Annotated in this window: 24 protein-coding genes; 15 read left to right on the top strand and 9 right to left on the bottom strand. The window is 69.4% G+C overall.

Annotated elements, in window-relative coordinates:
* Positions 1–6: 6 nt before the first annotated feature.
* A complete protein-coding gene (locus NKJ07_RS08180) occupies positions 7–204 on the bottom strand; it encodes a hypothetical protein (RefSeq protein WP_318570095.1) in 198 nt (65 codons plus the stop codon).
* A 93-nt stretch (positions 205–297) separates the two neighbouring features.
* Between NKJ07_RS08180 and NKJ07_RS08175 the strand changes: the two genes are divergently transcribed.
* The 3 genes from NKJ07_RS08175 (at position 298) to NKJ07_RS08165 (ending at position 5805) form a co-directional block, all read left to right on the top strand.
* Positions 298–1638: a DEAD/DEAH box helicase family protein gene (locus NKJ07_RS08175; protein ID WP_425504735.1), complete on the top strand. Its 1341-nt coding sequence runs from the start codon at positions 298–300 to the stop codon at positions 1636–1638.
* Between the two features lie 148 nt (positions 1639–1786).
* A complete protein-coding gene (locus tag NKJ07_RS08170) occupies positions 1787–4165 on the top strand; it encodes a PAS domain S-box protein (protein WP_318570094.1) in 2379 nt (792 codons plus the stop codon).
* 104 nt (positions 4166–4269) lie between these two features.
* Entirely contained in the window at positions 4270–5805 is a 1536-nt protein-coding gene (locus NKJ07_RS08165) for a DUF790 family protein (RefSeq protein ID WP_318570093.1), read from the top strand.
* Between the two features lie 27 nt (positions 5806–5832).
* Here the strand turns inward: NKJ07_RS08165 and NKJ07_RS08160 are convergent, their stop codons facing one another.
* Positions 5833–6357, bottom strand: a complete 525-nt coding sequence (locus NKJ07_RS08160; protein ID WP_318570092.1) for a DUF7122 family protein — start codon at positions 6355–6357, stop codon at positions 5833–5835.
* Entirely contained in the window at positions 6354–7259 is a 906-nt protein-coding gene (locus NKJ07_RS08155; RefSeq protein WP_318570091.1) for an RsmB/NOP family class I SAM-dependent RNA methyltransferase, read from the bottom strand. Before NKJ07_RS08155 ends, NKJ07_RS08160 begins: the two co-directional genes overlap by 4 nt.
* 193 nt (positions 7260–7452) lie before the next feature.
* On the opposite strand from NKJ07_RS08155, the gene NKJ07_RS08150 reads away from it, so the two are divergent.
* From NKJ07_RS08150 to NKJ07_RS08130, 5 genes are all read left to right on the top strand, one after another.
* Positions 7453–8190, top strand: a complete 738-nt coding sequence (locus NKJ07_RS08150) for a proteasome assembly chaperone family protein (RefSeq protein WP_318570090.1) — start codon at positions 7453–7455, stop codon at positions 8188–8190.
* Positions 8191–8250: 60 nt separating this feature from the next.
* Positions 8251–8916: a nucleotide exchange factor GrpE gene (locus tag NKJ07_RS08145; protein WP_318570089.1), complete on the top strand. Its 666-nt coding sequence runs from the start codon at positions 8251–8253 to the stop codon at positions 8914–8916.
* 244 nt (positions 8917–9160) lie between these two features.
* Complete coding sequence (gene dnaK, locus NKJ07_RS08140; protein ID WP_318570088.1) at positions 9161–11077, top strand: molecular chaperone DnaK; 1917 nt, start codon at positions 9161–9163, stop codon at positions 11075–11077.
* A gap of 188 nt (positions 11078–11265) precedes the next feature.
* Positions 11266–12438 (top strand): molecular chaperone DnaJ, encoded by a 1173-nt coding sequence (dnaJ, locus tag NKJ07_RS08135; protein ID WP_318570087.1) that lies wholly within the window; start codon positions 11266–11268, stop codon positions 12436–12438.
* A 117-nt stretch (positions 12439–12555) separates the two neighbouring features.
* On the top strand, positions 12556–12684 hold the full coding sequence (locus tag NKJ07_RS08130; protein WP_318570086.1) for an IS1/IS1595 family N-terminal zinc-binding domain-containing protein: 129 nt from the start codon (positions 12556–12558) through the stop codon (positions 12682–12684).
* A gap of 36 nt (positions 12685–12720) precedes the next feature.
* Here the strand turns inward: NKJ07_RS08130 and NKJ07_RS08125 are convergent, their stop codons facing one another.
* Positions 12721–14061 (bottom strand): glycerate kinase type-2 family protein, encoded by a 1341-nt coding sequence (locus NKJ07_RS08125; RefSeq protein ID WP_318570085.1) that lies wholly within the window; start codon positions 14059–14061, stop codon positions 12721–12723.
* A gap of 70 nt (positions 14062–14131) precedes the next feature.
* On the opposite strand from NKJ07_RS08125, the gene NKJ07_RS08120 reads away from it, so the two are divergent.
* Positions 14132–15805 carry a TraB/GumN family protein gene (locus NKJ07_RS08120; RefSeq protein WP_318570084.1) on the top strand — a complete coding sequence of 558 codons (1674 nt, stop codon included), beginning with the start codon at positions 14132–14134 and terminating at the stop codon, positions 15803–15805.
* Positions 15802–16449 carry a zinc metalloprotease gene (locus tag NKJ07_RS08115; protein ID WP_318570083.1) on the top strand — a complete coding sequence of 216 codons (648 nt, stop codon included), beginning with the start codon at positions 15802–15804 and terminating at the stop codon, positions 16447–16449. The genes NKJ07_RS08120 and NKJ07_RS08115 overlap by 4 nt, the downstream gene beginning before the upstream one ends.
* A gap of 582 nt (positions 16450–17031) precedes the next feature.
* Here NKJ07_RS08115 and NKJ07_RS08110 read toward each other — a convergent pair.
* Positions 17032–17274: a DUF8028 family protein gene (locus NKJ07_RS08110; protein WP_318570082.1), complete on the bottom strand. Its 243-nt coding sequence runs from the start codon at positions 17272–17274 to the stop codon at positions 17032–17034.
* Positions 17275–17532: 258 nt separating this feature from the next.
* Between NKJ07_RS08110 and purM the strand changes: the two genes are divergently transcribed.
* Together purM and NKJ07_RS08100 are read left to right on the top strand one after the other, a co-directional pair.
* The gene (gene purM, locus NKJ07_RS08105; RefSeq protein WP_318570081.1) at positions 17533–18591 is read left to right on the top strand and encodes a phosphoribosylformylglycinamidine cyclo-ligase; all 1059 of its coding nucleotides are present in this window, start codon (positions 17533–17535) and stop codon (positions 18589–18591) included.
* A gap of 47 nt (positions 18592–18638) precedes the next feature.
* Complete coding sequence (locus NKJ07_RS08100) at positions 18639–19973, top strand: cytochrome P450 (RefSeq protein WP_318570080.1); 1335 nt, start codon at positions 18639–18641, stop codon at positions 19971–19973.
* 53 nt (positions 19974–20026) lie between these two features.
* On the opposite strand, the gene NKJ07_RS08095 is transcribed toward NKJ07_RS08100, so the two are convergent.
* Both NKJ07_RS08095 and NKJ07_RS08090 read right to left on the bottom strand, forming a co-directional pair.
* Positions 20027–20569 carry a CBS domain-containing protein gene (locus NKJ07_RS08095; protein WP_318570079.1) on the bottom strand — a complete coding sequence of 181 codons (543 nt, stop codon included), beginning with the start codon at positions 20567–20569 and terminating at the stop codon, positions 20027–20029.
* Between the two features lie 38 nt (positions 20570–20607).
* On the bottom strand, positions 20608–20967 hold the full coding sequence (locus NKJ07_RS08090; RefSeq protein ID WP_318570078.1) for a DUF555 domain-containing protein: 360 nt from the start codon (positions 20965–20967) through the stop codon (positions 20608–20610).
* 319 nt (positions 20968–21286) lie between these two features.
* On the opposite strand from NKJ07_RS08090, the gene NKJ07_RS08085 reads away from it, so the two are divergent.
* Complete coding sequence (locus NKJ07_RS08085; protein WP_318570077.1) at positions 21287–21472, top strand: hypothetical protein; 186 nt, start codon at positions 21287–21289, stop codon at positions 21470–21472.
* 179 nt (positions 21473–21651) lie between these two features.
* Positions 21652–22392, top strand: a complete 741-nt coding sequence (gene psmB, locus NKJ07_RS08080; RefSeq protein WP_318570076.1) for an archaeal proteasome endopeptidase complex subunit beta — start codon at positions 21652–21654, stop codon at positions 22390–22392.
* 155 nt (positions 22393–22547) lie between these two features.
* On the opposite strand, the gene NKJ07_RS08075 is transcribed toward psmB, so the two are convergent.
* Complete coding sequence (locus NKJ07_RS08075; protein WP_318570075.1) at positions 22548–24077, bottom strand: glutamate-cysteine ligase family protein; 1530 nt, start codon at positions 24075–24077, stop codon at positions 22548–22550.
* Between the two features lie 98 nt (positions 24078–24175).
* Between NKJ07_RS08075 and NKJ07_RS08070 the strand changes: the two genes are divergently transcribed.
* Positions 24176–24943 carry an MBL fold metallo-hydrolase gene (locus NKJ07_RS08070; protein WP_318570074.1) on the top strand — a complete coding sequence of 256 codons (768 nt, stop codon included), beginning with the start codon at positions 24176–24178 and terminating at the stop codon, positions 24941–24943.
* Positions 24944–24958: 15 nt separating this feature from the next.
* On the opposite strand, the gene NKJ07_RS08065 is transcribed toward NKJ07_RS08070, so the two are convergent.
* Entirely contained in the window at positions 24959–25516 is a 558-nt protein-coding gene (locus NKJ07_RS08065) for a hypothetical protein (protein ID WP_318570073.1), read from the bottom strand.
* Positions 25517–25602: the final 86 nt, after the last annotated feature.

Genomic DNA, 25602 nt, shown 5'->3' with positions numbered 1-25602 from the left:
CCGAGGTCAGTCGTCCTCGTACGTGTCCCGCAGTTCGCCGACGTGGTCGCCGAGACGGGAGAGCGCGGCGTCGGGGTCGAGGTAGCCCTCGTTGTACTCGTAGTAGATCTGTTCGGCGGCGTCGATGAACGCGGCGACGGCCGCGGGCGTCTCCGCCGGGCCGTCCGCGCGGTCCGTGCCGTCCGTGTCGTTCGAATCCGTCATGTCCGCCCAGACGATGCCCGTCGTGTTGGTCGTTTCCCTCCGCCGCCCCCAGAGCGGTGACGCTTTTGCCCGTCGGCCGGCTACCCCTCGCCAGTGACCACGCTCTCGTTCGAGGACGGCACGGTTCGCGTCGACGACCCGCCGCCGGATCTGCAGTTGCCCTTCCTCGAAGCGGACCCGCGGTCGGGGGACGCCCGCGCTCCCGCGTTCCGGTACGCGGCGTTGCGAGACGTCCTCGACGGCTGCGACGAGGTGTACGACGACCGCGTGCGGTCGTGGGACCCGCTCGACCTCTCGACGACGTACGAACTCCGCGACTACCAGCGCGAGGCGCTCGATGCCTGGGAGCGCGCCGACGGACGCGGCGTGGTCGAACTCCCGACCGGCGCGGGCAAGACCGTCGTCGCCATCGCCGCGATCGTCTCGCGGGGGCTCCCGACGCTCGTCGTCGTCCCCACGGTCGACCTGCTGAACCAGTGGCGGCGTGAACTCGAAGCCGAGTTCGCGGTCGAGATCGGACAGTTCGGCGGGGGACAGCAGACGAAACGACCGATCACGGTGTCGACGTACGACTCCGCATACCTCCGCGCCGACGACGTCGGCGGCGACTTCGGCCTCGTCGTCTTCGACGAGGTCCACCACCTCGGAGGAGAGGGCTACCGCGACATCGGCCGCCTGCTCGCCGCCCCCGCCCGCCTGGGGCTGACAGCCACGTTCGAGCGGCCCGACGGGGCACACGAGGTCGTCGAGGCGCTCGTCGGGCCGCGGGTGTTCAGCCTCGCGGTCGACGATCTCGCGGGCGACCACCTCGCCGAGTACGACATCAAGCGGATCGAGGTGTCGCTCTCCGAGGCGGAGCGCGCGGCGTACGACGACGCCCAAGAGACGTTCGTCGACTACCTCCGGACCTCGAACCTCGACATGCGGTCGGGCGCGGACTACCGGAAACTCGTCATGCGCTCGGGGAACGATCCCCGCGCCCGCGAGGCGCTCCTCGCCAAGCAGCGCGCGCGCCGCGTGATGATGAACGCCGACGCCAAACTCGACGCGCTCGAATCGATCCTCGCGCGCCACCGCGACGACCGCGTCATCGTCTTCACCGCCCACACGGATCTCGTCTACCGGCTCTCCGAGCGCTTTCTCCTCCCGGCGATCACGAACGAGACCGGGACGAGCGAGCGGCGCGAGATCCTCGACCGCTTCCGCGAGGGGAGCTACTCCCGGGTGGTGACGGCGAACGTCCTCGACGAGGGGGTCGACGTGCCCGACGCGAACGTGGCGGTCGTGCTCTCGGGGTCGGGCTCCGAACGGGAGTTCACCCAGCGGTTGGGACGGATCCTCCGCCCCAAGTCGGACGGCGGGCGGGCGTTGCTGTACGAGCTCGTCACGCGGGAGACGACCGAGGAGGACGTCGCGGAGAGACGGCGGGGGTAGCGCCGCGCCCTGGGGTCGTGGCGGCGGACGGTCGGGTCGCGGAACCGTCGAGCAACTGAGCCGCCGCGGCCGGTCTCACGACTGATGCCACGGAACCAACATTTATACACACATACGGATAACGTAGCGCTCGTCCGACGGGACGGAGATGACGAACAGCACCGATTCGATTCGCGTCCTCCACGTGGACGACGAGCGCGACTTCGCGGAGCTGACAGCGACGTTCCTCGCTCGCGAACTCGACCGAATCGACGTCGTCACGGCCGCCAGCGCCGACGAGGCGCTTGCCGTCCTCGCCGACGAGGACGTCGACTGCGTCGTCTCCGACTACGACATGCCCGGGCGGAACGGGATCGAACTCCTCGAACGCGTCCGGCGGACGCGCCCGAACCTGCCGTTCGTCCTGTTCACGTCGAAGGGGAGCGAGGAGATCGCGAGTCGGGCGATCTCGGCCGGCGTCACCGACTACCTCCAGAAGGGACAGGGGCGAGAGCAGTACACCATCCTGGCGAACCGGATCGAGAACGCGGTCTCCCGGCACGCCAGCAACCGCGAACTCCGCCGGTGGAAGCAGGCCATCGACACCGCCACCGAGGGGATCGCGATCGTCGATCCGACGGGCCGGTATCTCCAGATGAACGACGCGTACGCCGAGGTGTACGGCGCGTCACCGGTCGATCTCGTCGGGACCGACTGGCGCGAGCGCTACGACGACGACGAGGCCGAACGGTTCGCGTCCGAGATCGTCCCTCGGCTCCGCCGGGACGGGGAGTGGAGCGGCGAGGCGGTCGGCCGGCGCGCCGACGGGACGGCGGTCGACGAAGCGCTCTCGCTGTCGCTGCTCGACGACGGCGGGCACGTCCGCATCCTGCGTGACATCAGCGACGCCAAACGACGCGAGCGCGAACTGGAGCGCTACAAACGGGTCGTCGAGACCGTCGGCGAGGGGGTGTACGTCCTCGACGACGACCTGCAGTTCATCTTCGTCAACCGCGCCATGACCGAACTGACGGGGGTCGACCGCGAGGAACTCCTCGGTTCGACGCTCTCGCGGATCGTCGACACGGAGAGCACCCCCGCGGGACGGGAGGCCAGGGAGGCGTTGTTGACGGGCGACCGCGCGGTCGAGACCGTCGAGGCCGAACTCCGGGCGACGGGCGGCGACCCGGTCCACTGCGAGTTCCGCTTCACCGTCTTCCCGAGCGACGCCGGCGTCCACACGGTCGGCACCGTCCGCGACGTCACCGACCGGGTGGCGTACGAGACGGAACTGGAGGCGGTCCGCGACCGGATGGAGTTCGCGCTGGAGGCGACCGACTCGATCATCTACGAGGTGGACATCGGGACGGGGGTGCAGACGAGACACGGGCCCTTCGAGCGGCTGTATGGCATGCCGTCGACGGACGTGCCGACGACCGAGGCGTTCTACGACCGCGCGATCCACCCCGACGACCGCGACGCGGTCGAGGCCGCCCGGCGAACGTTCCAGCGCAGTCCGAACGAACGCGTCGAGTACGAGTACCGGACCCACCCCGACGCCGGCGCGATCCGCTGGATCCGGTCCGAGGCGTACGTCCACGCCGGCCCGACCGGCGACCCGCAGACCCTCATCGGGTTGGCGACCGACGTCACCCGCCTGAAGCGCCGCGAGCGGGAACTCGAACGCCGGAACGAACGGCTCGACGAGTTCGTCAGTGTCGCCTCCCACGACCTCCGAAACCCGCTGAACGTGGCGATCGGTGCGCTCGAACTGGCCCGCGACGACTGCGACTGCGACACCGAGCAGTTCGACGCGGTCGCGCGTGCACACGAGCGGATGCGGGCGCTCGTCGAGGACCTGCTGACGCTGGCGCGGGGCGACGGAACGCTGGTCGAGACCGAACCGCTCAGCCTGACCGACCTCACAGAGCGGTGCTGGGAGACCGTCCAGACGGCCGACGCCACGCTCGCCGTCGAGGGCGATTGCGTCCTCCGGGCCGACGAGAGCCGCCTCCGGCAACTGCTCGAGAACCTCCTCTCGAACGCCGTGGAGCACGGCTCCACGGGCCCCCGTTCGCAGACTCACGGGGACGCCGTCGAACACGGTTCGACGAGCCCTCGCTCGGGGACTCGCGAGGACGCCGTAGAGCACGGCTCCACGAGCAACCGGACTGCACGGCAGTCCGACGACGCCGCCGAGGGCGGCTCCACGGACGCGACACGGCACGACGGCGTCGTCGCCAACGGCGGGAAAGGCGTCCGGATCACTGTCGGCCCCCTCGACGATGAACACGCGAGCGAGGCGGGGGACGCGAGCGAACGGGACGCTCGTGGAGGGTTCTACGTCGAAGACGACGGTCCGGGCGTCCCGCCCGCCGAGCGCGACCGGGTGTTCGACGAGGGGTACTCGACGGCCGCCGACGGTACCGGCTTCGGGCTCCACATCGTCAGGGAGATCGCCGACGCCCACGGCTGGGACGTCACCGTCGTGGAGGGCAGCGACGGCGGCGCGCGGTTCGAGATCACGGGCGTCACGCGGGTGGAGTGACCGACGGGGCCGCCGCCGAGCCGACGGCCGCTGACCGTTCGGGGTCGTCGTCCGCCCTCGCGTCCTCCAGCGCGTTTTTACCGCCGAGCCCCGTTCGTCCGGCCGTGCTCACGAAAGACCTCCTCCGCGTCTCCCGACGCGGTGGCGGCTACCACCCGCAGTTCGTCGACCGCGCGGCACGGCCGCTCGCCGCGCGAGTGCTGGGGACGTACCAGGGCCACGTCGGCGAGTCGCGTGCCGCGCTGGAGGAGGCACTGGAGACGCTCGAACACGACGCCGACGACTTCAAGCTCGTCCGCGGCTTCGCGGCGCTCGTGGATCGAGAAGCGACGTTCGAGACGCGCGCGCCCCTGCCGCCGACCCGGGCGCGGCGGGCCGCGTTCGAGGCGAGCGAGGCCGTGGGCGTCGCAAGCGAGGCCGAACGCCGAACGGCGCTCGACCGGGCGGCTGAGCGACTCGGCGTCGACGCCGACGCGGTCGCGGCGTCGCTGTACGCCGACCGCGAGGTGAACCAGGTACTCGCCGCGTTCGACTCGCCGTGGGATCTCGACGACCTCCTGGCCCGGTACGACCTCTCGCTCGCACAGACCGCGCTGTTCGACGCGCGCGAGGTCCGGGTCCGCTCCGCGGATCCGCGGGCGCTCGTCTCCGCGGTCAAACGGCTCCGGCTGATGTACGAGATCCGGACGACAGACGACGGCCGAGTCGTCGTCGTCACGGGTCCCGACGCGCTGTTCAGGCGGACGAGACGGTACGGGACGGCCTTTGCCCGCCTGCTCCGAACGCTCGTCGACGCGCCTGAGTGGCGGCTCGAAGCGACGATCGACGACCGCGGCACCGACCGCGAACTCGTGCTCACGGAGGCCGACCTCTCGCCCCCCGACGGCGACCCGATCGCCGAGCCGTCGTTCGACAGCGGCGTCGAGGCCGACTTCGCCGCCCGCGTCTCCAACCTGGATCTCGACTGGGACCTCGTCCGGGAGCCCGAACTGCTGGCGACCGGAACCCGAGCGATGGTCCCCGACTTCGCCTTCGACTACCGACCCGCGGGCTCTGCGGGGCCGAACGACACGGGCGGCGAGAGCGCGTTCCGCGTCTACTTCGAGATCATGGGTTTTTGGACCCCGGAGTACGTCGCGAAGAAACTCGCCCAACTCGAGGCGGTCGAGGACGTCGAACTGCTCGTCGCGGTCGACGAGTCGCTGGGCGTCGGCGAGGAGATCGCCGCCCGCGACCATCGGGTCGTCACCTACTCGGGGCAGGTCCGCGTGAAGGACGTCGTCGACGTGCTCCGGGAGTACGAAGCGGACCTCGAGGCCGCGGCAGCGGCGTCGCTCCCCGGCGAACTCCGCCCGGACGACGACGCGGTGTCGCTGTCGACGCTCGCCGAACGCCACGGCGTGAGCGAGGCCGTCCTCGACGACGTGGCGACGCCCGAACACGAGCGCGTGGGCCGAACGCTCGTCCGACCGGCCGTACTCGACCGCCTCGGCGACGAACTCGAGACCGGGCTGTCGCTCGCCGACGCCGAGGCGGTGCTGGGTACACACGGCATCGACGACGCCAGCGCTCTCTTGTCCCGGCTGGGCTACCGCGTCGAGTGGGAGGGACTCGGTGGTGGCGTGCTCAGGGCGAAGTGAGACGCGCCGGGGCTCGGACGAGACCGACTACTCCGGAAGCGTCTCCTGTGTCCCCTTCGGCACCACCGAACGGAGTTCGCCGTGGAGGAAGAGCCCCACGCCGAGCGGCGCTCGCTGCCCCGCGACGACCCGCGTGGCGATGAGGTAGCCCCAGTCGCCGTCCCACGCCAGTTCCTGGTCCTCGCCGGCGGCGAACCGCTTCGCCTCCTTCCGAGAGAGGTCGACGACGTTCCGCGTCGCGAGGTGACCGAACCGCTGGACGGCGACGGTCGTCGGCTTCCAGTGTTCCTGCCGCGTCCGCAGGAACGTCATCCCGAGCCCCTCGACGCGGTTCGGGTCGGGTGCGTCGCCGGCGAACACCCAGATCTTGCCCGCACCTTTCTCCCAGAACGTGACGTCGGCGAACGTCTCGGGGCCGATGCCGAACCGGTCGTCCCACCACTCAAGCACCTCCGCGCGGGAGGCCCGTCCCGGAACCGATCTCTCCGAAGGTGTCGCCGGGAGCCGGTCGAACCGCTGGCCGTCGTTTTCGCTTTTCTCGTCCCCGCTCATCCCGTCACCTCCAGCTTCGCACAGAAGAACCCACCCGTGTCGTTCTGATGGGGATAGACGCGGTGGGCCTTCTCGACCGAGGGATCGAACGTCTCCCCCTCCCACTCAGTGACGCCCGGCGACGTTTTCAACGGTGGCTCGAACCCGGCGAGCCGGCACGGCTCCTCGCCCAGGACGTGGTCGAGCACCGCCTCGTTCTCCTCGGGGGCGAACGTGCAGGTGGAGTAGACGACGCTCCCGCCGGGGCGCGTCGCCTGGATCGCCCGCCGGAGGATCCCCTTCTGGATGCCGGCGACCTGCCGGACGTGGTCGAGCGTCCACTCGTCCAGTACTGTCGGGTTCTTCCGGCAGGTGCCCTCACAGGAGCAGGGGGCGTCGACGACGGCGCGGTCGAACTCGTCGAACCCCAGTTCGCGGAGCGAGAAGTTCCGCGCGTCCTGGTTCGTGACGACGAGGTTCGTCACGCCCAGCCGTTCGGCGTTGTGGCGGAGCGCGGACAGCCGCCCCAGGCTGTTGTCGTTGCCGACGAGCGTCCCCTCGTCTCGCATCAACGCGGCGAGCTGGGTCGTCTTCGACCCGGGCGCGGCGCAGGCGTCCCACACCCGGTCGCCGGGCTGTGGGTCGAGCACCGCGGCCGGCAGCGCCGACACCTCCTCCTGGCCGTGGACCCAGCCGAGGAAGTACGGCCACGTCCGGCCGGCCTTCCCGTCGAGCGTGAAGAGTTCGGGGTGCCAGTCGACGGGCGCGTACGAGACGCCTTCGTCGTCGAACGCTCCGGTCACGCGGTCGGCGGTCGCCTTGATCGTGTTCACCCGGACGGCGTACGGCAACGGCCGCGCACACGCCTCGCGGAACGCCTCGCGGTCGTCGACGAGCGGCTCGTACCGATCGATGGGGTTCATCGGTGCCTCCGCCGTCGACGACGCGCGCGGTGTGGTCGGGCCGCGACCGAGTTCATGGCCGGGGTTCGATGGGGGCGCGTTTGTGGGTTTCGGAGTGCTGACGAGGGGTGTCTCGGACGCGACCCATCTCTCGAGTTGTCGGTCCAGCACACACCGCCCGCACCGTTATACGACTCCCGGGAGTACGTCAGGTATGGCACACGTTGACGTCCTCGACGCCGTCGAACTGGACGCCCCGACGATGATCGAAGGGTTGCCGGGTGTGGGTCTCGTGGGGAAGATCGCCGCCGACCACCTCGTCGACGAGTTCGGGATGACACACTACGCGAACGTCCACTGTACGGCGATCCCGAAAGTCGCCGTCTACCAGGAGGACGACGCGACCCTCCACCCGCCCGTCCGACTGTACGCCGACGCCGACCGCGACCTCCTCGTCCTGCAGAGCGACGTCCCGGTCACGCCCGACGCGGCCCAGGAGTTCGCCGGCTGTATCGGCGACTGGTTCGACGACGACGGGGTCTTCCCGATCTACCTCTCGGGCATCGGACGCGAAAAGACCGACGCCCCGCCGTCGGTGTACGGTGTCGGCGTCGACGAGGGCGTCGACCGCCTCGACGGTGCCGGAATCGCGGTCCCACCGGAGACCGGGCTGGTGTCGGGGCCGACGGGAGCGCTGTTGAGCGACGCGGTCGAACACGGCCGTCCCGCGGTCGGTCTCGTCGTCGAATCCGACCCGCGCTTTCCCGACCCCGAGGCGGCGCGGGCGCTCATCACGGGTGGGATCGAGCCGCTGGCGGACGTCGAGGTGGCCGTCGACGACCTGGTCGACCACGCCGAGGAGATCCGGGCGGCGAAGGAGCGACTCGCAAAGCGGATGCAGGAGGCGGGCGACGAGAGCACGCAGGCGCGGCCGCTGGGCATGTACCAGTGATCGCCCCGGGAGCGTCGGCGTTTCTACACTCTTAAGAGTCGTCGGCCACTTCCCCCGCATATGAGTGACGACGCGGAGGCGGACTTCGAGTCCACGCCCGACGCGGACGGTGTCTCGGACGCCGACGCCACCGACGCGGCGGCCGACCCCGGAGCCGGGGGCGAAGCGACCGACGCCGAGTCGGCGGAAACGGCAACCGAAACGGACCTCGCGGCCCGTGTCGCCGCCGTCGACGAGGAACTCGCCGCGGAGGTCGCCGAACTGGCGGCCCGCGCCGACGAACTCGACTCGGAGGTCGCGGACCTCCGTTCGAAGCTGAAACGGAAACAGGCGGACTTCCAGAACTACAAACAGCGCACGAAGCGCAAGCAGGAGCAGATCAAAGACCGCGCGGCCGAGGACCTTGTCGAGCGACTCGTCCCGGTCCGGGACAACCTCCTGCGCGCCCTCGACCAGGACGAGGGGGCCGACATCCGTCCGGGCGTCGAGTCCACTCTCACGGAACTCGACCGGGTGCTCGAGGACGAAAACGTCGACATCATCGAGCCCGACTCGGGCGACGAGGTCGACCCCCACCGACACGAGGTGATGCTCCGGGTTGACGCCGACCAGCCGGCGGGAACCGTCGTCGACATCTACCAGCCCGGCTACGAGATGGCCGACAAGGTGCTCCGTCCGGCGCAGGTCACGGTGAGCACCGGCGAGGGCGGCGACGCGGCCGAGTGAGCGACAGCGCGTCGACCGATCCGTGTGCTCGGCGGGCCGCCGACGCTCGTCCGGCCCGCCGTGGCGCGGCGAGACGGCACCCATCTCGATCCGCCTGAGGCGGTGTGGGCGGTTCGATATAAACGTCCCGCCTCGGCGACCCGCCGGATCGAGAAAAACGCATGACTGCGGCGACTTCCGATCCGGGTATGAGGAGCCTTATCTAGTAACCTTTAACCGACGCAAGCCGGTAGGTGGAGTCAAGATGGCGAGCAACAAGATTCTCGGTATCGACCTCGGTACCACCAACAGCGCCTTCGCGGTGATGGAGGGTGGCGACCCCGAGATCATCGTGAACGGCGAGGGCGATCGAACGACGCCCTCGGTCGTCGCGTTCTCCGATGACGGCGAACGACTCATCGGCAAACCCGCCAAGAACCAGGCCATCCAGAACCCCGACCGCACCATCCGCTCGATCAAGCGGCACATGGGAGAGGACGGCTACACCGTCGAGGTGGGTGACGACGACTACACGCCCGAGCAGATCTCGGCGATGATCCTCCAGAAGATCAAGCGCGACGCCGAAGAGTACCTCGGCGACGACGTCGAGAAGGCTGTCATCACCGTTCCGGCGTACTTCAACGACCGACAGCGCCAGGCCACGAAGGACGCCGGCGAGATCGCCGGCTTCGAGGTCGAACGCATCATCAACGAGCCGACAGCGGCGTCGATGGCGTACGGGCTCGACGACGAGTCCGACCAGACCGTCCTCGTGTACGACCTCGGCGGCGGCACGTTCGACGTCTCCATCCTCGACCTCGGTGGCGGCGTCTACGAGGTCGTGGCGACGAACGGCGACAACTCCCTCGGGGGCGACGACTGGGACGAGGCGGTCATCGAGCACCTCGCCACCGAGTTCCAGAACGACCACGGGATCGACCTCCGCGAGGACCGCCAGGCGCTCCAGCGGCTGAAGGACGCCGCCGAGGAGGCGAAGATCGAACTGAGTAGCAGGAAAGAGACGACGATCAACCTCCCGTTCATCACGGCCACGGATTCGGGTCCGGTCCACCTCGAACAGAAGCTCACCCGGGCGAAGTTCGAGTCCCTTACCGCCGATCTCATCGAGCGGACCGTCGGCCCGACGAAGCAGGCGCTCGAAGACGCGGGCTACGACAAAGACGACATCGACGAGGTCATACTCGTCGGCGGGTCGACCCGGATGCCGCAGGTCCGCGACCAGGTCGAGGAGATCCTCGGCGTTGAGCCGAAAAAGAGCGTCAACCCCGACGAGGCAGTCGCGCTCGGCGCGGCCATCCAGGGCGGCGTCCTCTCCGGCGACGTCGACGACATCGTCCTGCTCGACGTCACGCCGCTGTCGCTCGGGATCGAGGTCAAGGGCGGCCTCTTCGAGCGCCTCATCGAGAAGAACACCACCATCCCGACCGAGGAGTCGAAGATCTTCACGACCGCCGCCGACAGCCAGACGAGGGTTCAGGTACGCGTGTTCCAGGGCGAGCGCGAGATCGCGGAGAAGAACGAACTGCTCGGCGAGTTCCAGCTGTCGGGCATCCCGCCAGCGCCGGCCGGAACGCCGCAGATCGAGGTCTCGTTCAACATCGACGAGAACGGGATCGTCAACGTCTCCGCTGAGGACAAAGGCTCCGGCAACAAGGAGGACATCACGATCGAGGGCGGCGCGGGGCTCTCCGACGACCAGATCGAGCAGATGCAACAGGAGGCCGAAGAGCACGCCGAGGAAGACGAGATCCGCCGCGAGTTCGTCGAGGCGCGTAACGAGGCTGAGAGCACGATCCAGCGCGCCGAGACCCTCCTAGAGGAGAACGAGGAGAACGTCTCCGACGAACTCCGCGAGGAGATCGAAGGCGAACTCGAAAACGTCGAGGACGTCCTCGCGGAGAACGAAGAGGCCGACGACATCGAGGCCGCGACCGAGGAGATCGAAGAGGCGGTCGAGGAACTCGCCGCGGCGCTCCAGGAGATCGGCAAGCAGATGTACGAACAGCAGGCCCAACAGCAGGCCGCCGGCGGTGCCGGAATGGGCGGTGCCGGTGGCATGGGTGGTATGGGCGACATGGGCGGTGCGGGTCCCGACGGCGAGGCCGGCGACGACGAGTACGTCGACGCCGACTTCGAGGACGTTGACGACGACGAGCAGTAGCGAGTCGTCGTCAGCCCGCCGGACGCAGTCCGGCGACGTAGACAAAGACGACGAGTAGTCGTCAACGACCCAGCCAGCGTTCCTGCTGCGACTGGAATCGGCGTGGTGTGTGCTTGAACGGCCGAATCCCACCCTCGTTCGGAAGGCGCGTTTTTCAAGTAGTTCGGTCGAGTACGGGTGAGTAACGGATGAGCGAGGACTTCTACGACGTGCTCGGGGTGTCGCGTGACGCCTCGGAAGACGAGATCAAGAAAGCCTACCGGAAGAAGGCCTCGGAGTACCACCCGGACGTGAGTGACGACCCCGACGCCGAGGAGAAGTTCAAGAAGGTCCAGAAGGCCAAGGAGGTGCTCACCGACGACGAGAAGCGCCAGATGTACGACCAGCTCGGCCACGACCGCTTCCAGCAGGCCCAAAAGCAGGGCGGCGTCGGCGGGGGCGGCCGCGGCGGCCAGGGAGACCCCTTCGGCGGCATGGGCGGGGCCGGCGGCATGGGCGGCTTCGAGGACATCTTCAACCAGTTCTTCGGTGGTGGGGGCGGGGGCCAGCGGCAGAACGGGCCCCGTCAGGGGAAGAACATCCGGACGGGCATCACGCTCGACCTCGAGGAGGCGTACGAGGGGCCGACCAAGCAGTTCACCATCCGCCGACCCGAGCGGTGTCCCGAGTGCGACGGGAGCGGGCATCCCCCCGACGCGGACGTCGAGACCTGTCCCGAGTGCGACGGCCAGGGACAGACCACGACCGTGAGCCAGACGCCCTTCGGCAGGGTACAGCAGACCCAGGCCTGCCGGCGCTGTGGTGGCGAGGGCGAACTCTACTCCGAGACGTGCGCGGAGTGTGGCGGGGAAGGACAGGTCCGCCGCGAGGCCGACCTCTCGGTCGACATCCCGGCGGGGATCCAGTCGGGGCAGACGCTCCGGATGGACGGCGAGGGCGCGCCGGGGGAGAACCGCGGGCCGAACGGCGACCTGCTCATCGAGGTCGAGGTCCGCGACCATCCCGACTTCGAGCGCGACGGCGACGATCTCTTCCACCAGCACGCCATCTCGTTCCCGCAGGCCGTCTTCGGGACGACGGTCGAGGTGCCGACGCTCGACGGCACCGTCGAGATGGACGTCCCCGACGGGACTCAGAGCGGCGAGACCTTTCGTCTGAAAGGCAAGGGGATGCCGAAACTCCAGCAGCGTCGGCGTCGGGGGCGACAGCGCTACGGCGACCTGTACGTCCAGGTGCAGGTCGTCACGCCCGACAACCTCAACAAGGAGCAGCGGAAGGCGCTGGAGCGGTTCGCCGAGGCCGGCGGCGACGAGGTCGACGTCAAGGAAGGTTTCTTCGAGCGCATCAAGAACTCGTTTTAACTCCGGGCTCGGGCCGTCCGCCCCCGCGCGGCCGGTCCGCCACTCGACGTTCGTTCGTGATGGAACGTCCGTAGCTACAGGCAGCTGGAGTCGCTCTGTGTAAGACGACCACACGGGATGTTCCTGAACGGCGACGCCCTGCTCTGTCCGTACTGTGGGAGCACGGAGACGGCGCGAGAGTCGGACCGCGATCGGGAGCGCGTCTACGGCTGTCGCGCGTGCGACCGGACGTTCGTCGCGCCGTGACCGCCGCACCCCCGACCGTCGGGGTGGGGGAACGGCTCACGTCCGGTCGATCACCAGCACCCGCAGGTCGTTGACGTTCGTCCCGGTCGGGCCCGTCCGGATCACGCAGTCGCACTCGTCGAGCAACGGGAGCGCGTCGTTCCGCGCGAGGGCCTCCCGCGCCGCCGCACGGCTCTCGCGTTCTTCGAGCGTCGTCCCGTCGACGACGGCACCCGCCACGTCGGTCCCGCCGTCCTTCCCGTCCGTGTCGACGCTCGCGAGTACCGCACGCGTCTCGCCGGCGAGTTCGACCGCCGCCGAGAGCGCGTACTCCAGGTTGGGCCCACCGACGCCGTCGCCGCGGACCGTCACGGTCGTCTCGCCGCCCGAGAGCACGACCGCGGGCGGCTCGACCGGGTTCCCCGTCGCCAGCACCTCCTCGCCGACGGCCACGTGGCTCTTGGCCGCCTCGCGCGCCTCGCCGCGGACCCGCGAGGAGAGCACACAGGGGTCGTAGCCGTGGGCGTCGGCTTCCGCCCGCGCCGCGTCGAGCGCGGTGAAGCCGTCGGCGAGGACGTGGGTGTCGACCCGGTCGAACACCGGGTCGCCCGGTTTCGGCGTCTCGGCGAGGTCGCCCGCCGAGCCGCGCTCCAGTCGCTCTCGAACCGACCCGGGGACCGACAGCCCGTAGCGGTCGACCACGGCGAGCGCGTCGGCGTACGTCGTCTCGTCGGGCACCGTCGGGCCCGAGGCGACCACGCCAAGGTCGTTGCCGACGACGTCCGAGAAGACGAGCGAGACGACCGTCGCGGGGGCGGCGGCGCGAGCGAGGCCGCCGCCTTTCAGCGTCGAGAGGTGTTTGCGCACGGCGTTGATCTCGGCGATCTCCGCGCCGCTGTCGAGCAGTCCCTCCGTCGTCCGCTGGAGGTCGACCAGGGAGACGCCGTCGGCCGGCGCGGGCAAGAGTGCACTGGCCCCGCCCGTGACGACGGCGAGGACGAGCGTCCGGTCGGTGGCCTCTCTGAGCAGGCTGACGACACGGCGGGTGCTCTCGACGCCCCGTTCGGAGGGGACCGGGTGGTCGCCGGGGAGGTGGTCGATCCGTTCTCCGTCGCCGGGGTCGTAGGTGACGACCGCGCCGGCGTCGATCCGGTCGCCGAGCACGCGTTCGAGCGCCGCGGCGACCCCGGCGGCGGCCTTGCCACCGCCGCCGACGACCACGCGGTCGAACCTGGCCAGGTCGTAGGCGGCGTCGGCGACGTGGAGACGGCCGTCGTCGACCCGGACCGTCGACTCGAGGACGCGCTCGGGATGGGCGGCCTCGATCCCCGCCCGGAGACAGGCGAACGCCGTCTCGTGTCTCTCGGTCGGGGCGTCCGCGTCGAGGGTCACGTTCATGTCCCCGGGTCGACCGGACGAGTAATAAAGCACCGACAAGCGTATGAGGGGCCGCCTGAAAAACCCGGCAATGAGTCAGGACGCGGCCCCGTCACCGGCTCGGGGACGGGTGCAGGTCGTGGGGACCGCCCACGTCTCCGCTGACAGCGTGACCGAAGTCGAAGAGACGATCCGACGCGAGCGTCCCGACGTCGTGGCCGTCGAACTCGACGAGGGGCGCTACCGCCAGCTGAAGGGGGGAACGCCCGACGACATCGAGCCCGGCGACCTCCTCGAAGGGAATACCGTCTTCCAGTTCATCGCGTACTGGATGCTCTCGTACGTGCAGGCGCGCCTGGGGGAGAAGTTCGACATCTCGCCGGGTGCGGACATGCTCGCCGCGGTCGACACCGCCGAGGAGGCGGGGATCGACGTGGCGCTCGTCGACCGCGACATCCAGACCACGATCCAGCGCTTCTGGGCGCGGATGTCGCTCGTCGAGAAGTTCCGGATGGCCGGGGGGCTCGTCTTCGGCGTCTCCGACGCCCGCGCCGTGGGGATCGTCGTCGGCGTGCTCGCGGGCGTGCTCGTCGGCCCCATCGTGGGACTGTTCGGCGGGAGCGTCGGCGTCACGCCGTTCGTCCTCGGGCGCGTGACCGGCGGGGTCGTCCTCGCACTCGCGGCCGGCCTCGCGCTCCGAACGCTCGGCGACGCGTTCCTCGACGGCGACGACGCCCTCTACCTCGGCCTCGGCGGCGGCCTCGCGGTCGGCCTCGTCGCCGGCGTCGGCCTGGGCCTCGCCGCCCCGCTGGTCGATCGCCTGAGCACGTTCGTCGTCCAGGCCGTCGGAAGCCTCGCGATCGGTGTCGGCCTCGGGGTCGCCGTCGGTGGGTTCGGCGGCCTCCTCGCCCACGGCCTCGGCGTCGGCTCGTACGAGGAGGTCGACGAGTTCGACATCGAGGAGCTAACCGACGCCGACGTGGTGAGCGTCATGATGGAGGAGTTCCGCGCCTTCTCGCCCGGCGGCGCGGAGGCGCTCATCGACGAGCGCGACGCGTACATCGCGCACAAACTCGTCGCGCTGCGGGACCAGGGTGCACACGTCGTCGCCGTCGTCGGCGCGGGTCACCGCGCGGGCATCGAGGCCTACTTGGAACGACCGGAGACGCTCCCGCCGATGGCGTCGCTCATCGGGCAGTCGTCGAAACGTGGCATCCCGTGGGGGAAGATCGTCGGCGGCGGTCTCTCCGTCGTGTTCGTCGGCTTCTTCGTCCTCCTGGCGATGGCCGGCGTCCGGAACGGCTTCCTGCTCCGGGTGTTCGCCGCCTGGTTCCTCATCAACGGCGTCTTCGCCGCTGGCCTCGCCAAGGCGGCTGGCGCGCGGTGGCCGTCGGCGCTCGTCGGCGGCGCGGTCGCGTGGCTCACGTCCGTGAACCCCCTGCTCGCGCCGGGCTGGTTCACCGGCTACATGGAGCTCCGGCACACACCCGTGAACGTGACCGACATCGGACGCCTGAACGAACTCCTCTCGGACGAGGAACGCCCGCTCCGCGCGATTGTCTCCGACATGTTCGACGTCCCGCTCTTCCGGCTCATCATGGTCGTCGCGATGACCAACATCGGGAGCATCGTCGCTAGCCTGCTGTTCGTCGCGTACGTCCTGCCGCTGTTCGCGGCCGACCTCGGCGGGGTAGACGCCGTCACCCGGCTGATGCTCGACGGGGCGGCCAACAGCGCCGACCTCGTCTGGAGGGCCGTCACGTGAGCCGGACCGTCGACCGGGCGCTCCGGTTTTCGGACCGCGAACTGCGCGACCTCGCGGTCGCGTGGGTCGCCCTCGGCGTCGCCTTCGCGGTCTTCTTCGCCGGCGGCGGCCGCGGCCTGCTCACGCTGTTGTCCCAGGGGGGCTTCGTCGCCGCGGTCGTCGTGAGCCTCCTCACGGCGGGGATCGGCTTCCTCCTGCACGAACTCGCCCACAAGGTCGCCGCGGTCCGCTTCGGGCAGGTCGCGGAGTTCCGCGCCGACTACGGGATGCTCTTCCTCGCGGTAATGAGCGCGCTCGCGGGCTTCATCTTCGCCGCGCCGGGGGCGGTGTACCACCGCGGCGTCCTCTCGGACCGCGAGCACGGCCTCATTGCACTGGCGGGCCCCGCCGCGAACATCGGGCTCTCGCTCCTGTTCCTGCCGATCCTCGCCGTGGGGAGCCTCCTCGGGTCGGGCTTCGTCGAACTCCTCGGCGCACGTGGCCTCGCGATCAACCTCTTCCTCGCGGCGTTCAACATGATCCCGTTCGGCTCGCTCGACGGCCGGACAGTGCTCGACTGGAGCACGCCCGTGTTCCTCGCCGTCTTCGTCCCGAGCCTCGTCGTCGCCATCGTCGTGGTGTTCGTCTTCGGCGTGGGCTTTTGATTCGGACCGGGTTCCGTTTCGATTTCCATGACGCGATCGATCCCGCTCGCCCGTCCGTGTCGTTTCGGCGTGTGCTTCGGGGAGGGAGACGGCGGGTTTTCCGGGGAGGAAACGGCGGGTTTTCTGGGGACGAGACGGTGCGTTCTCCGGGCATGACAGTCGACGGGATGCGCGGCCGCTGGGGCGACATAATGCCTCACGCCTCCCCAGCCGGGTGCTCGCGCACGGAGGCGCTCGCGGCCCCTCGCGCGGTCACTCGCTGACGCTCGTTCCTCGCGCGCCGCTCGTCTCGTTTCGACCGCACTGCGGCGGCGCGTGCTGGCGCGGCCCCCGTGGCCGCGCCGCAGACGAAGCGAAGGAGTAAGTCGGCTGAGGAGGTGGTGGCGTCACCGCCCTGGCTGCCGAACCGTCGATACACCCCCACGGTCGCTCGGTGCTGCAGGGACGCTCGTCAGGTGAGCCGAGAGTGGTTCGAAACCTCACAGCACGAGGAGAACCCATGATGGCGCGGAGGGCGTGCGCGGGTGGAGGGCCGAAACGGAGGACCGGGTTGCGTGTGCGTGGGTCGTGGACGAGTGGGAGCTACCGGCGGTGGTCGTGACCGACCGTCAGGGCGACGACGTTCGCCGCGAGGAGGGTGACGAAGGGGACCAGTTCGCTCCCGGCGACGCCGTCGGCGACGAGGGGGAGGTACGCCACGGGGAGGACGACCGCGAGCCAGAAGGCGACGGCCCGGACTGTCGCGGCCGTCCGTTCGGCGAGCGTCGCGAGGGTGTTCGTGCCGACGCGGCCGAGACGCGGGGACTGAGAGTGTGCACCGGACATGGGCACCTGAACGTATGGACCGGGACCCGCATATAAATAGAAGAGCGTTGTCTCGTCTTCGCCCCAGTTACGAACTGTTTACGACCGTGTGAGACCGTTCTGGTCGTCGTGACGACGTTTCACGACTGTTTCTCTCGCTTCGAGAAGTTTTACGAACGTTTCTCAGGCCGTTTCGACCGAACCGAGGTCGGCAGAGAACCTGACGCTCGCGCGGCGGCAACCGAGGGGTTCTTGCCCGGGCCGTGCGGGCGTTCGGACATGACTACTGGCTCTACGCTCCGGACCGACGGCGGCGCGGACCCGGACGCGGACGACGCGGAGGAACTGACGTACGCCGAGACGGGCGTCGACATCGACGCGAGCGAGGCGGCGACGGCGGCGCTCGTCGCCGCGGCGGGCGACGCCGGGTCGGGCGACTACGCCGGGTTACTCGACATCGGCGACCGCTACCTCGCGCTCGCGACCGACGGCGTCGGCACGAAGCTCCTCGTCGCCGAGGCGCTCGGCGACTACTCGACCGTGGGGATCGACTGCGTCGCGATGAACGTCAACGACATGGTCGCCGCCGGGGTTCGGCCGGTGGCGTTCGTCGACTATCTCGCCGTCGACGAGCCGAACGAGACGTTCTCGGCGCAGGTCGGCGAGGGGCTCAGCGCCGGGGCCGAGGCGGCCGACATCGAACTCGTCGGCGGGGAGACCGCGGTGATGCCCGAAGTCGTCCGGGGGCTCGACCTCGCGGGGACCTGTGCGGGGCTGGCCGGCAAGGACGCGCTCTTCCCCGGCGAGGCGCAGGCGGGCGACGCCGTCGTCGGCTTCCGATCGTCGGGCATCCACTCGAACGGCCTCACGCTGGCCCGGTCGGCCGTCACGCGCCGGCACGCGTACACCGATCCGTACCCCTTCTCGAACGCGAACGACTACGAAGACGAACCCGACTACGACAGCGTCGGCGCGGCGCTGCTCGAACCGACGCGAATCTACTCTCATCTACTGGATCCGATGCGGGCCCACGGCGTCCACGCCGCGGCGCACGTCACCGGCGGCGGATGGACCAATCTGACGAGGATGGGCCCGTTCCGCTACGCCATCGACGACCCGTTCGACGCCCACTCGGTGTTCGCGTTCGTCCAGGCGGAGGGGAACGTCTCCGACGAGGAGATGCACCGCACGTTCAACATGGGGACGGGGTTCGTCTGCACGCTCCCGCCCGAAGACGCCGCGGCGCTGGCCGACGCGACGGAGGGACGGATCGTCGGCCACGTCGAGGCCTGTGACGACGGCGACGCGGGGGTTTCGATCCGTGGGCTCGACCTCTGAACCGACGGACGGACACTTTCTTGAGGGGCGCTCCGAGACGGAGGGACGTGACCGAGAGACCGCCGTCGCCGGCGGGGCTTCCGCTCCTCGGCAACACGATTGCGTACGCTCGTGACCCGTTCGGCTTCGCCGAGCGAGCCGTCGACGCGCACGGGGACGTCGTCGACCTCGACGCGCTCGGGACCGACGGTCCGTACGTGCTGGCACATCCGGACCACGTCGAACGGGCGCTCGTCGACGACCGCGAGGCGTTCGCCAAGACGGCGGACTTCGCCGAAGCGTTCGGCGAGGGACTCGTCGCCGTCGAGGCTGACGAGTGGGCCCAACAGCGCGAGTTCCTGCAGCCACTGTTCTACGGCGACGCCATCCGCGGCTACGCCGACACAATGGTCGAGCAGATCGAACGGCGAATCGACCGCTGGAAGCCGGGCGAGACACGCGCCATCGAGACGGAGATGCAGGCGCTCGCGCTCGACGTGCTGTTCGCCACGCTGTTCGGGCGCGAACTCCCGGTAGCGCCCGACGAGGGAAGCGACGCTGCCCGGCTCCGGGCGGCCGCCGCCGGCCTCAACGCGCGGTTCGTCCCGACGTCGTGGGTACTCCCCGAGTGGGTGCCGACGCCGAGCAGACGCCGGTTCGAAGCGTCGAAAGCGACGCTCCGCGCGGAGGTCCAGCGTCTGCTCCGAGAACGGAGCGGCGGCGAACCCGGCGCTGGGAACGATCTGCTGTCGATGCTGGCGACGGCCCGGTCGACCGACGGCTACCCCAGCAGCGAGAAGGCGATCGAGGACCAACTCGTCACGATGGTGTTCGCGGGTCACGAGACGACTGCACTGACGCTCACGTACACGTGGTACCTCCTCGCACGCCACCCCGACGTCGCCTCGCGCGTCCGTGAGGAAGTCGGCGCGGTCGTGGGCGACGACCGGCCCGCGGCCAGTCACCTCGACTCCCTTTCGACGACCGCCCGTGTCGTCCGGGAATCGATGCGCCTGTACCCGCCCGTACACACCCTCCCACGGCGGACGGATCGGGAGGTCGTGGTCGGTGGCTACCGGCTGCCGGCCGGTGCGGAGGTCCACCTTCCGAGCTTCCTGATCCAGCGCGACCCGCGCTTCTTCGACGACCCGCTCGCGTTCAGGCCCGAGCGATGGGCCGACGGCGACGACCGACCTGCGTTCGCGTACTTCCCGTTCGGCGGTGGCCCGCGGCGCTGTATCGGCCAGCAGTTCGCGCTGACCGAGGCGACCCTCGCCGTCGCATCCATCGCTCGGCGATACCGGCTCGACTGGGTCGGCGACGGGGATCTCGAACTCGCGCCAGCGATGACGACGCAACCCAAGGAAGAGGTGCGGATGCGGATTGGGACGGCGGTCGAGTAGAACGGGGCGCGCGGACAGCGGGCTCGTGGCTCGGTCGCGACGTCGACCCCCGATCAGGGCATCTGTGCCGCGATGTCGGCGTCGGTGATGATCCCGACCGTCGTCCCGTCCTTCATCACGAGGACGGCGTCGTGGCGGTCGAGGTAGCTGTCGACCTCTTCGAGGGTGGCGTCCGGCTCCACAGTGGTGAACGACTCCCGCATCACCTCGGCGACCGGCAGGTCGGCCACGTTGTCCTCGTGGACGTGCCGGATGTCGCTGTTCGAAATAAACCCCCGCGGCTGGCCGTCGCGAATGACGGGTAACTGTGAGAACCCCTCCTTCAGCATCCGGTCACGCGCCTCGCGGACGGAGTCATCGGGAGAGACCGAGACGACGTGTCCGTTCATCACGTCCATCGCCCGGACCACCTCCCCCTCGGCCTCGTTGAGCGCGTTGACGATGCGCCGGAGCGTTGAGAGGCGGGGGTCGACGTCGTCTCCCTCGATCCGGGCGATGAGCGGCTGGGAGACGTCGGCCATCTCCGCGAGTGTGCTCTGCGTCAGATCGAGTGACTCCCGGCGGTCTTTCAGTTCCTGCGGTGTCGGGAGTTCCATACCTCGGTATAACCCAAGGTAATGACTAAAAGGTTTGGTTACGACTCGTCTTCGGCCTCGGTCTCGACGATCTCGATGACCGACAGCGGGACGTCACGGAGGGCCCCGCCGACCTCGCTCTTGGCGATGCGGGCGGCGTGTTTCTCGCTGTCGGCGTTGAACACCTCGATCTCGAGGTCGAGGCCGACGAGCGCCGTGTTCGCGGCGATGAACGCCGAGTCGAACCCCTCCCCGCAGAAGGGACAGCCGGTGAGGCCGACGTTCACGTCGACGAACTCCTTGTTCTGTTCGTTCAGCCGCTTGCCGGCCTCGCTGACGGCGACCCCGATGGCGTCGTCGACGCCGTCGACGTCGCGCACGAGCCACGCGGCTTCGAGGGCGACGAGATAGTTGCTCATACCACCTTCACGGGAGTCGGGCTTTCGTCTCTTGCGGTTCGCGCGTCGAGTGGCAGTCGTTGACAGTCACGGCTCCCGCTCGGCGGTTCTCCCCGGCGTTCGTCGTGGCGTGAGAGAGGCGCACGTCCTCCCGATTACGCTCGTAACTTATGAGTAAATTCGCCGTGAGGCACTTCACCGCTACTCGACTCACACGTGATAATCTACCCGACGGGACGGTCCCCCGACGAGACAGAAAACCGCACGACAGCGGCGGTGTCACTCGATCCTCCGAAGGAGAAAGCTTATGTACTGGAACGCCTGCGTCGCTGGTACGAAGATGATCGAAACCACGTACCGTGTCGGCCTGCTGGTCGCCTACCAGTTCGCCGTCTTCCTTGGCATCCTGATGATGCCCCTCGCACTGCTCGCCCGCCAGGTGGGCGTGACCCTCCCGGTCGGCCGCCTCGTCCGAACGCTCGACACCGCCTACACCGACGCCGCTGGCGACGCCGACGCACGGTAATCGGTACCCGGACCTTCTCGACGCGACTCCCGTCCCGAGTGCCGCGGTCCGTCGTCGACCCATCCACTCGGAGCGGCCGCTGTCGCCCCATCGCCGGTTTTTCGACGCGGCGAGCGATCGAGGCGGCAACGGCGGGGGGAAGGGTTGCATTTATCAGCACCGGACTGCAAGAACCCACGATGCGTACCCCCACTCACGACGGATTCTCCGACGGGCACGACTCGCGACTTCGCGGAAACCGTCCCGTGTTCGGCCCGGAACTCGGCGAGTTCCCCGACGCGGACCAGCGCCGCCAGTCGGCGGGCGAGGGCGACACGAACGAGATGAAGACCGGGACGACGACGGTCGGTCTCAAGACCGACGACGGCGTCGTGCTCGCGACGGACATGCGCGCGAGCGCGGGCTACATGGTCGCCTCGAAGGACGTCCAGAAGGTCGAGGAGATCCACCCGACGGGCGCACTCACCATCGCCGGCTCGGTGTCGGCGGCGCAGTCGCTCATCCGGTCGCTGAAGGCCGAGGTGAGCCTCTACGAGTCCCGCCGCGGCGAGGACATGTCGATGCAGGCGTTGTCGACGTTGACCGCGAACTTCCTCCGGTCGGGCGCGTTCCTCATCGTCCAGCCCATCCTCGGTGGCGTCGACGACGACGGCCCACACATCTACAGCATCGACCCCCTCGGCGGCACCACCGAGGAGGAGTACACGGTCACCGGCTCGGGCAGCCAGTACGCGCTGGGTGTGCTCGAACAGGAGTACGACGAGGAACTGTCGGTCGAGGAGGCCAAGACCGTCGCCGCCCGTGCGATTGAGAGCGCCGTCGAGCGCGACCTCGCCTCCGGCAACGGAATCAACGTCGCTGTCGTCACCGACGAAGGCGTCGAGATCACCCGACACAAGGACTTCGCCGAGGTTCTGTAAGCCGCGGTACCGTCCCGTCGGGTCCGTCTCACCCGTTCTCCGCGTTGTCGCTCGAGTCTCGTTCTCGTACCGAGCACCGCGGCGGATCGAGAGCGGGCCGACGCCGGACCGACCGTGCGAGCGGCGTCCGGCTGGGACCGCCCCCGACCGGGCGTTCAGATCCAGCCGGTGAAACAGCCCTCCAACAGCGTCTCCTTCTGCCGCTCGACGTACGTCCGCTGCATCCCGGACACCGCCGTCTCGAAGGAGTCGCCGTCGTCGAGTCTCGTCCGTACCTCGCTGCGCTTCCACGCGGCGGGCGTCGTCGCGGTCTCCACTCGCCGCCGGAGCGGTTCGACGTAGTAGGCGGCCTCCTCGGCGGTGAAGCCCGCGGATTCGAGGCCGTCGGCCGCGTGGTCGAGGAGGTCGTCGTACAGTTCGCCGGTGTTCGTCGTGGCCTCGCCAGCGTTCGTCACCCACGTCAGGTCGGCGTCGAGCCCGTCGCGCGCGGCGGCGTAGAAGTTCTCCTTCGCGGTCCCCCACGACAGCCCCTCGACCGGGTGGGCCCGCCGCGGCAGGCTCTCCATCAGCCCGGCGAAGGTGGCCTGAAAGGCGATGGAGTCCCTGACGGTCGGCTGGGCGGCGATTGGCCGGAACTCGATCCGGGCGTTCGCGTCCGACCGGGTGGCCCCGTCGAACACCGGCCGGACCCACCGCCAGAAAGTGCCGTGCTTCCGTCGGAGGGTCGCGAAGCGGTCGTCGTAGCGGTCGCCGCGGGAGACGGCCATCGGGACGACGCTGGGGTCCTGCGCCACGCGGTCGACCGCCTCCTCGACGGTCTCGATGTCGCAGGGGAACCGGACTTTTTCGGAGTTCTCGGCGTTGAGCACGGACTCGAACACGGTGATCCGGCTCTCGTCCCAGCCGTCGGCCAGGATCTCCTCGGCCGTCGCCCCGGGCTCGTAGAGGTCCGGCGGGAAGAAGGGCGAGTTGGCCCCGAGCGCGAGCAGCGGCCCGGCCACCCGGAGCGCGTACGAGAAGTACTGCGGGAGGTCCGCGGCGTGGGCGACCTGGAAATGCGGCTGGATCGAGGTGATGAGACTCTCGGGCATCACGGTCGGCGCGTCGAAGGAGACGTGCGGGGCGTCGATCTCCATCGCGTCGGGCGCGTTCGGCCCGTTGGCCATCGCGTGGTAGCGGACCGCGTCGCTCATGTTCGTCGCCAGCCGCACGCCGTCGACCTCGATGGCGTCCGCGAGGTAGCCGCGTGCGGTCTCACCGGCCGGCGGGATCGTCCACAGCGCGTCGCTCACGAGCCGCATCCCCTCCGAGCGGGCGCAGTCGAGCGCGGCGGCGAGGCGGGCTTTCACCTCCGACTCCTGTGCTCGCAGCCCGTACGCCGAAAAGGGCTGTGGCGACGTCGTCATCTCGGCGTTGTGGAGGCCGAGTTCCTTCTCGAAGCCGATGAGTTCGAGGAGCCGACGGGGAACTCGACTGAGCGCGTACGCGCCGTCGTCGGCACGCCAGCGGCCGTCAGCGACGGCGTAGAACTCGTACTCGAGTCCGACGATCGCCTGCTGGTTGTCGAAGGAGCCGTCGTGCAGTCCCTCCTTCACCACCTCGGCGTCGGCGCGGGCCTGTGCCTCGAACGCCTCGGCGTCCACGTCGAGGACGTCCCTGACGCGATCCGCGAGGTCGGCAGTCATACCCCTCCGTTCCCACTCATACCCCTTGAACGCGCCGCATCCAGGACCCGTGGCGGACAGCCCGACCCATTAAGCCGTCGGCCCGTCTTCGCTCGCGTATGAGCGTTCGTCACGACGGTCTCGCCGTGGAGTGGTTCGGCTACGCGACGGTCAGGATCGAGACGCCGGACGGGTTCGTCGCCTACCTCGACCCCGGGCGGTACGGCGTTCTCACAGGTGAGTGGACGGCCCCCTCGGCGTCTGCCGAGGGGGCCCATCCCGCCCCGATCGACTACCACGCCCGCGACGCCGACCTCGTCTGTGTCACTCACGGCCACCACTACGACTCCGACGGCGTCGAGCGCGTCGCGGGCGAGGACGCGACGCTCGTCGTCCACGAGGCGGTCGACGCGGACGAGATCGACCGCGACGTGGTCCCGCCCGAGGAGCTCCCCTACGAGGTCGTCCGTGTGAACGACGACGACCACCGGGTCGTCACGGGGCCGGGCGGGGAGGTCGACGTCTGGACCGTCGCGGCCTACAACGAGCCCGAGGGGCCGTACGCGCGCCCCGACGACTCCGTGGTCCACCCGCGGGGTGAGGGCTGTGGCTATCTCCTGTCGCTCGACGGGACGACGGTGTTCTGGCCGGGCGACTCGGACGCCCACGACGACTTCTCGCGGCTGTCCGTCTCGCTCTTCCTCGCCAACATCTCGGGGTCCGTCTGTATGGACCGCCACGACGCGGCGGACCTCGCCGAGACGCTGGACCCAGACCTCGTCCTGCCGGTCCACTACAACACGCTCGACTTCCTCGAAGCCGACTCCGCCGCGTTCGCGACGGACGTGGCGAAACGCGGGATTCCGATCGTCCTGGACGAGCGCTGAGACGAGTCGTCCGAGTCACTCGACCTCGACGCCGACGGACGAGCCGTCCGTCCCCCACGCACTCGACTCCGCTCCGCGCTCGGACCAGTCGTCCGACAGCGTGTACTCGACGCCGCCCTCGTCGAGCAGTCGCCGGAGGACGCCGTTCCCCCGCGGGACATCGATGCCGACGTGATCGATGTGTTCTTTCGGGTGCTCGGCGGGTTCGGCCTCGAAGTGTGCGGTCAGTTCGAGCCCCGGCGGGTCGTCGTGGCGGTAGCCGCGGATGTGGACCTGCCACCACTGGAGATCAGGGTACGCTGGGACGTGCGCCCACTCGACCCGCCGGAGGTTGAGGATCTCGCCGCGGAAGCTGTAGGACATTTCCCACCCGGGCTCGAAGTTGCGCTCGCCGAAGAAGCGCTGGGCCGCCGCCTTCGTCAGTTCCACCACGAGATACGGGTTGTCAGTCTTCTCGTGGGTGAAGACGGTCTTGCGGAGCCACCAGTACGACCGGAGGAGCTGTTCGGCGACCTGCGGGACGGCCTTGATCCGTCCGGGGTCGGTTCCGAGCCGGGGGCTGTCTCGAGACATACGGGGATATCGACCGCGACGTGCTTGAGAATACCTGTCACGAAACGGTCGGGCGGCTCCAGGCGAACCGGCGGAGCCGACAGGCG

The sequence above is a fragment of the Salinigranum marinum genome, from assembly GCF_024228675.1.
GTDB lineage: Archaea > Halobacteriota > Halobacteria > Halobacteriales > Haloferacaceae > Salinigranum > Salinigranum marinum.
The sequence above is the reverse complement of the archived record's forward strand: the minus strand, read 5'-3'. Positions and strand labels throughout refer to the sequence as shown.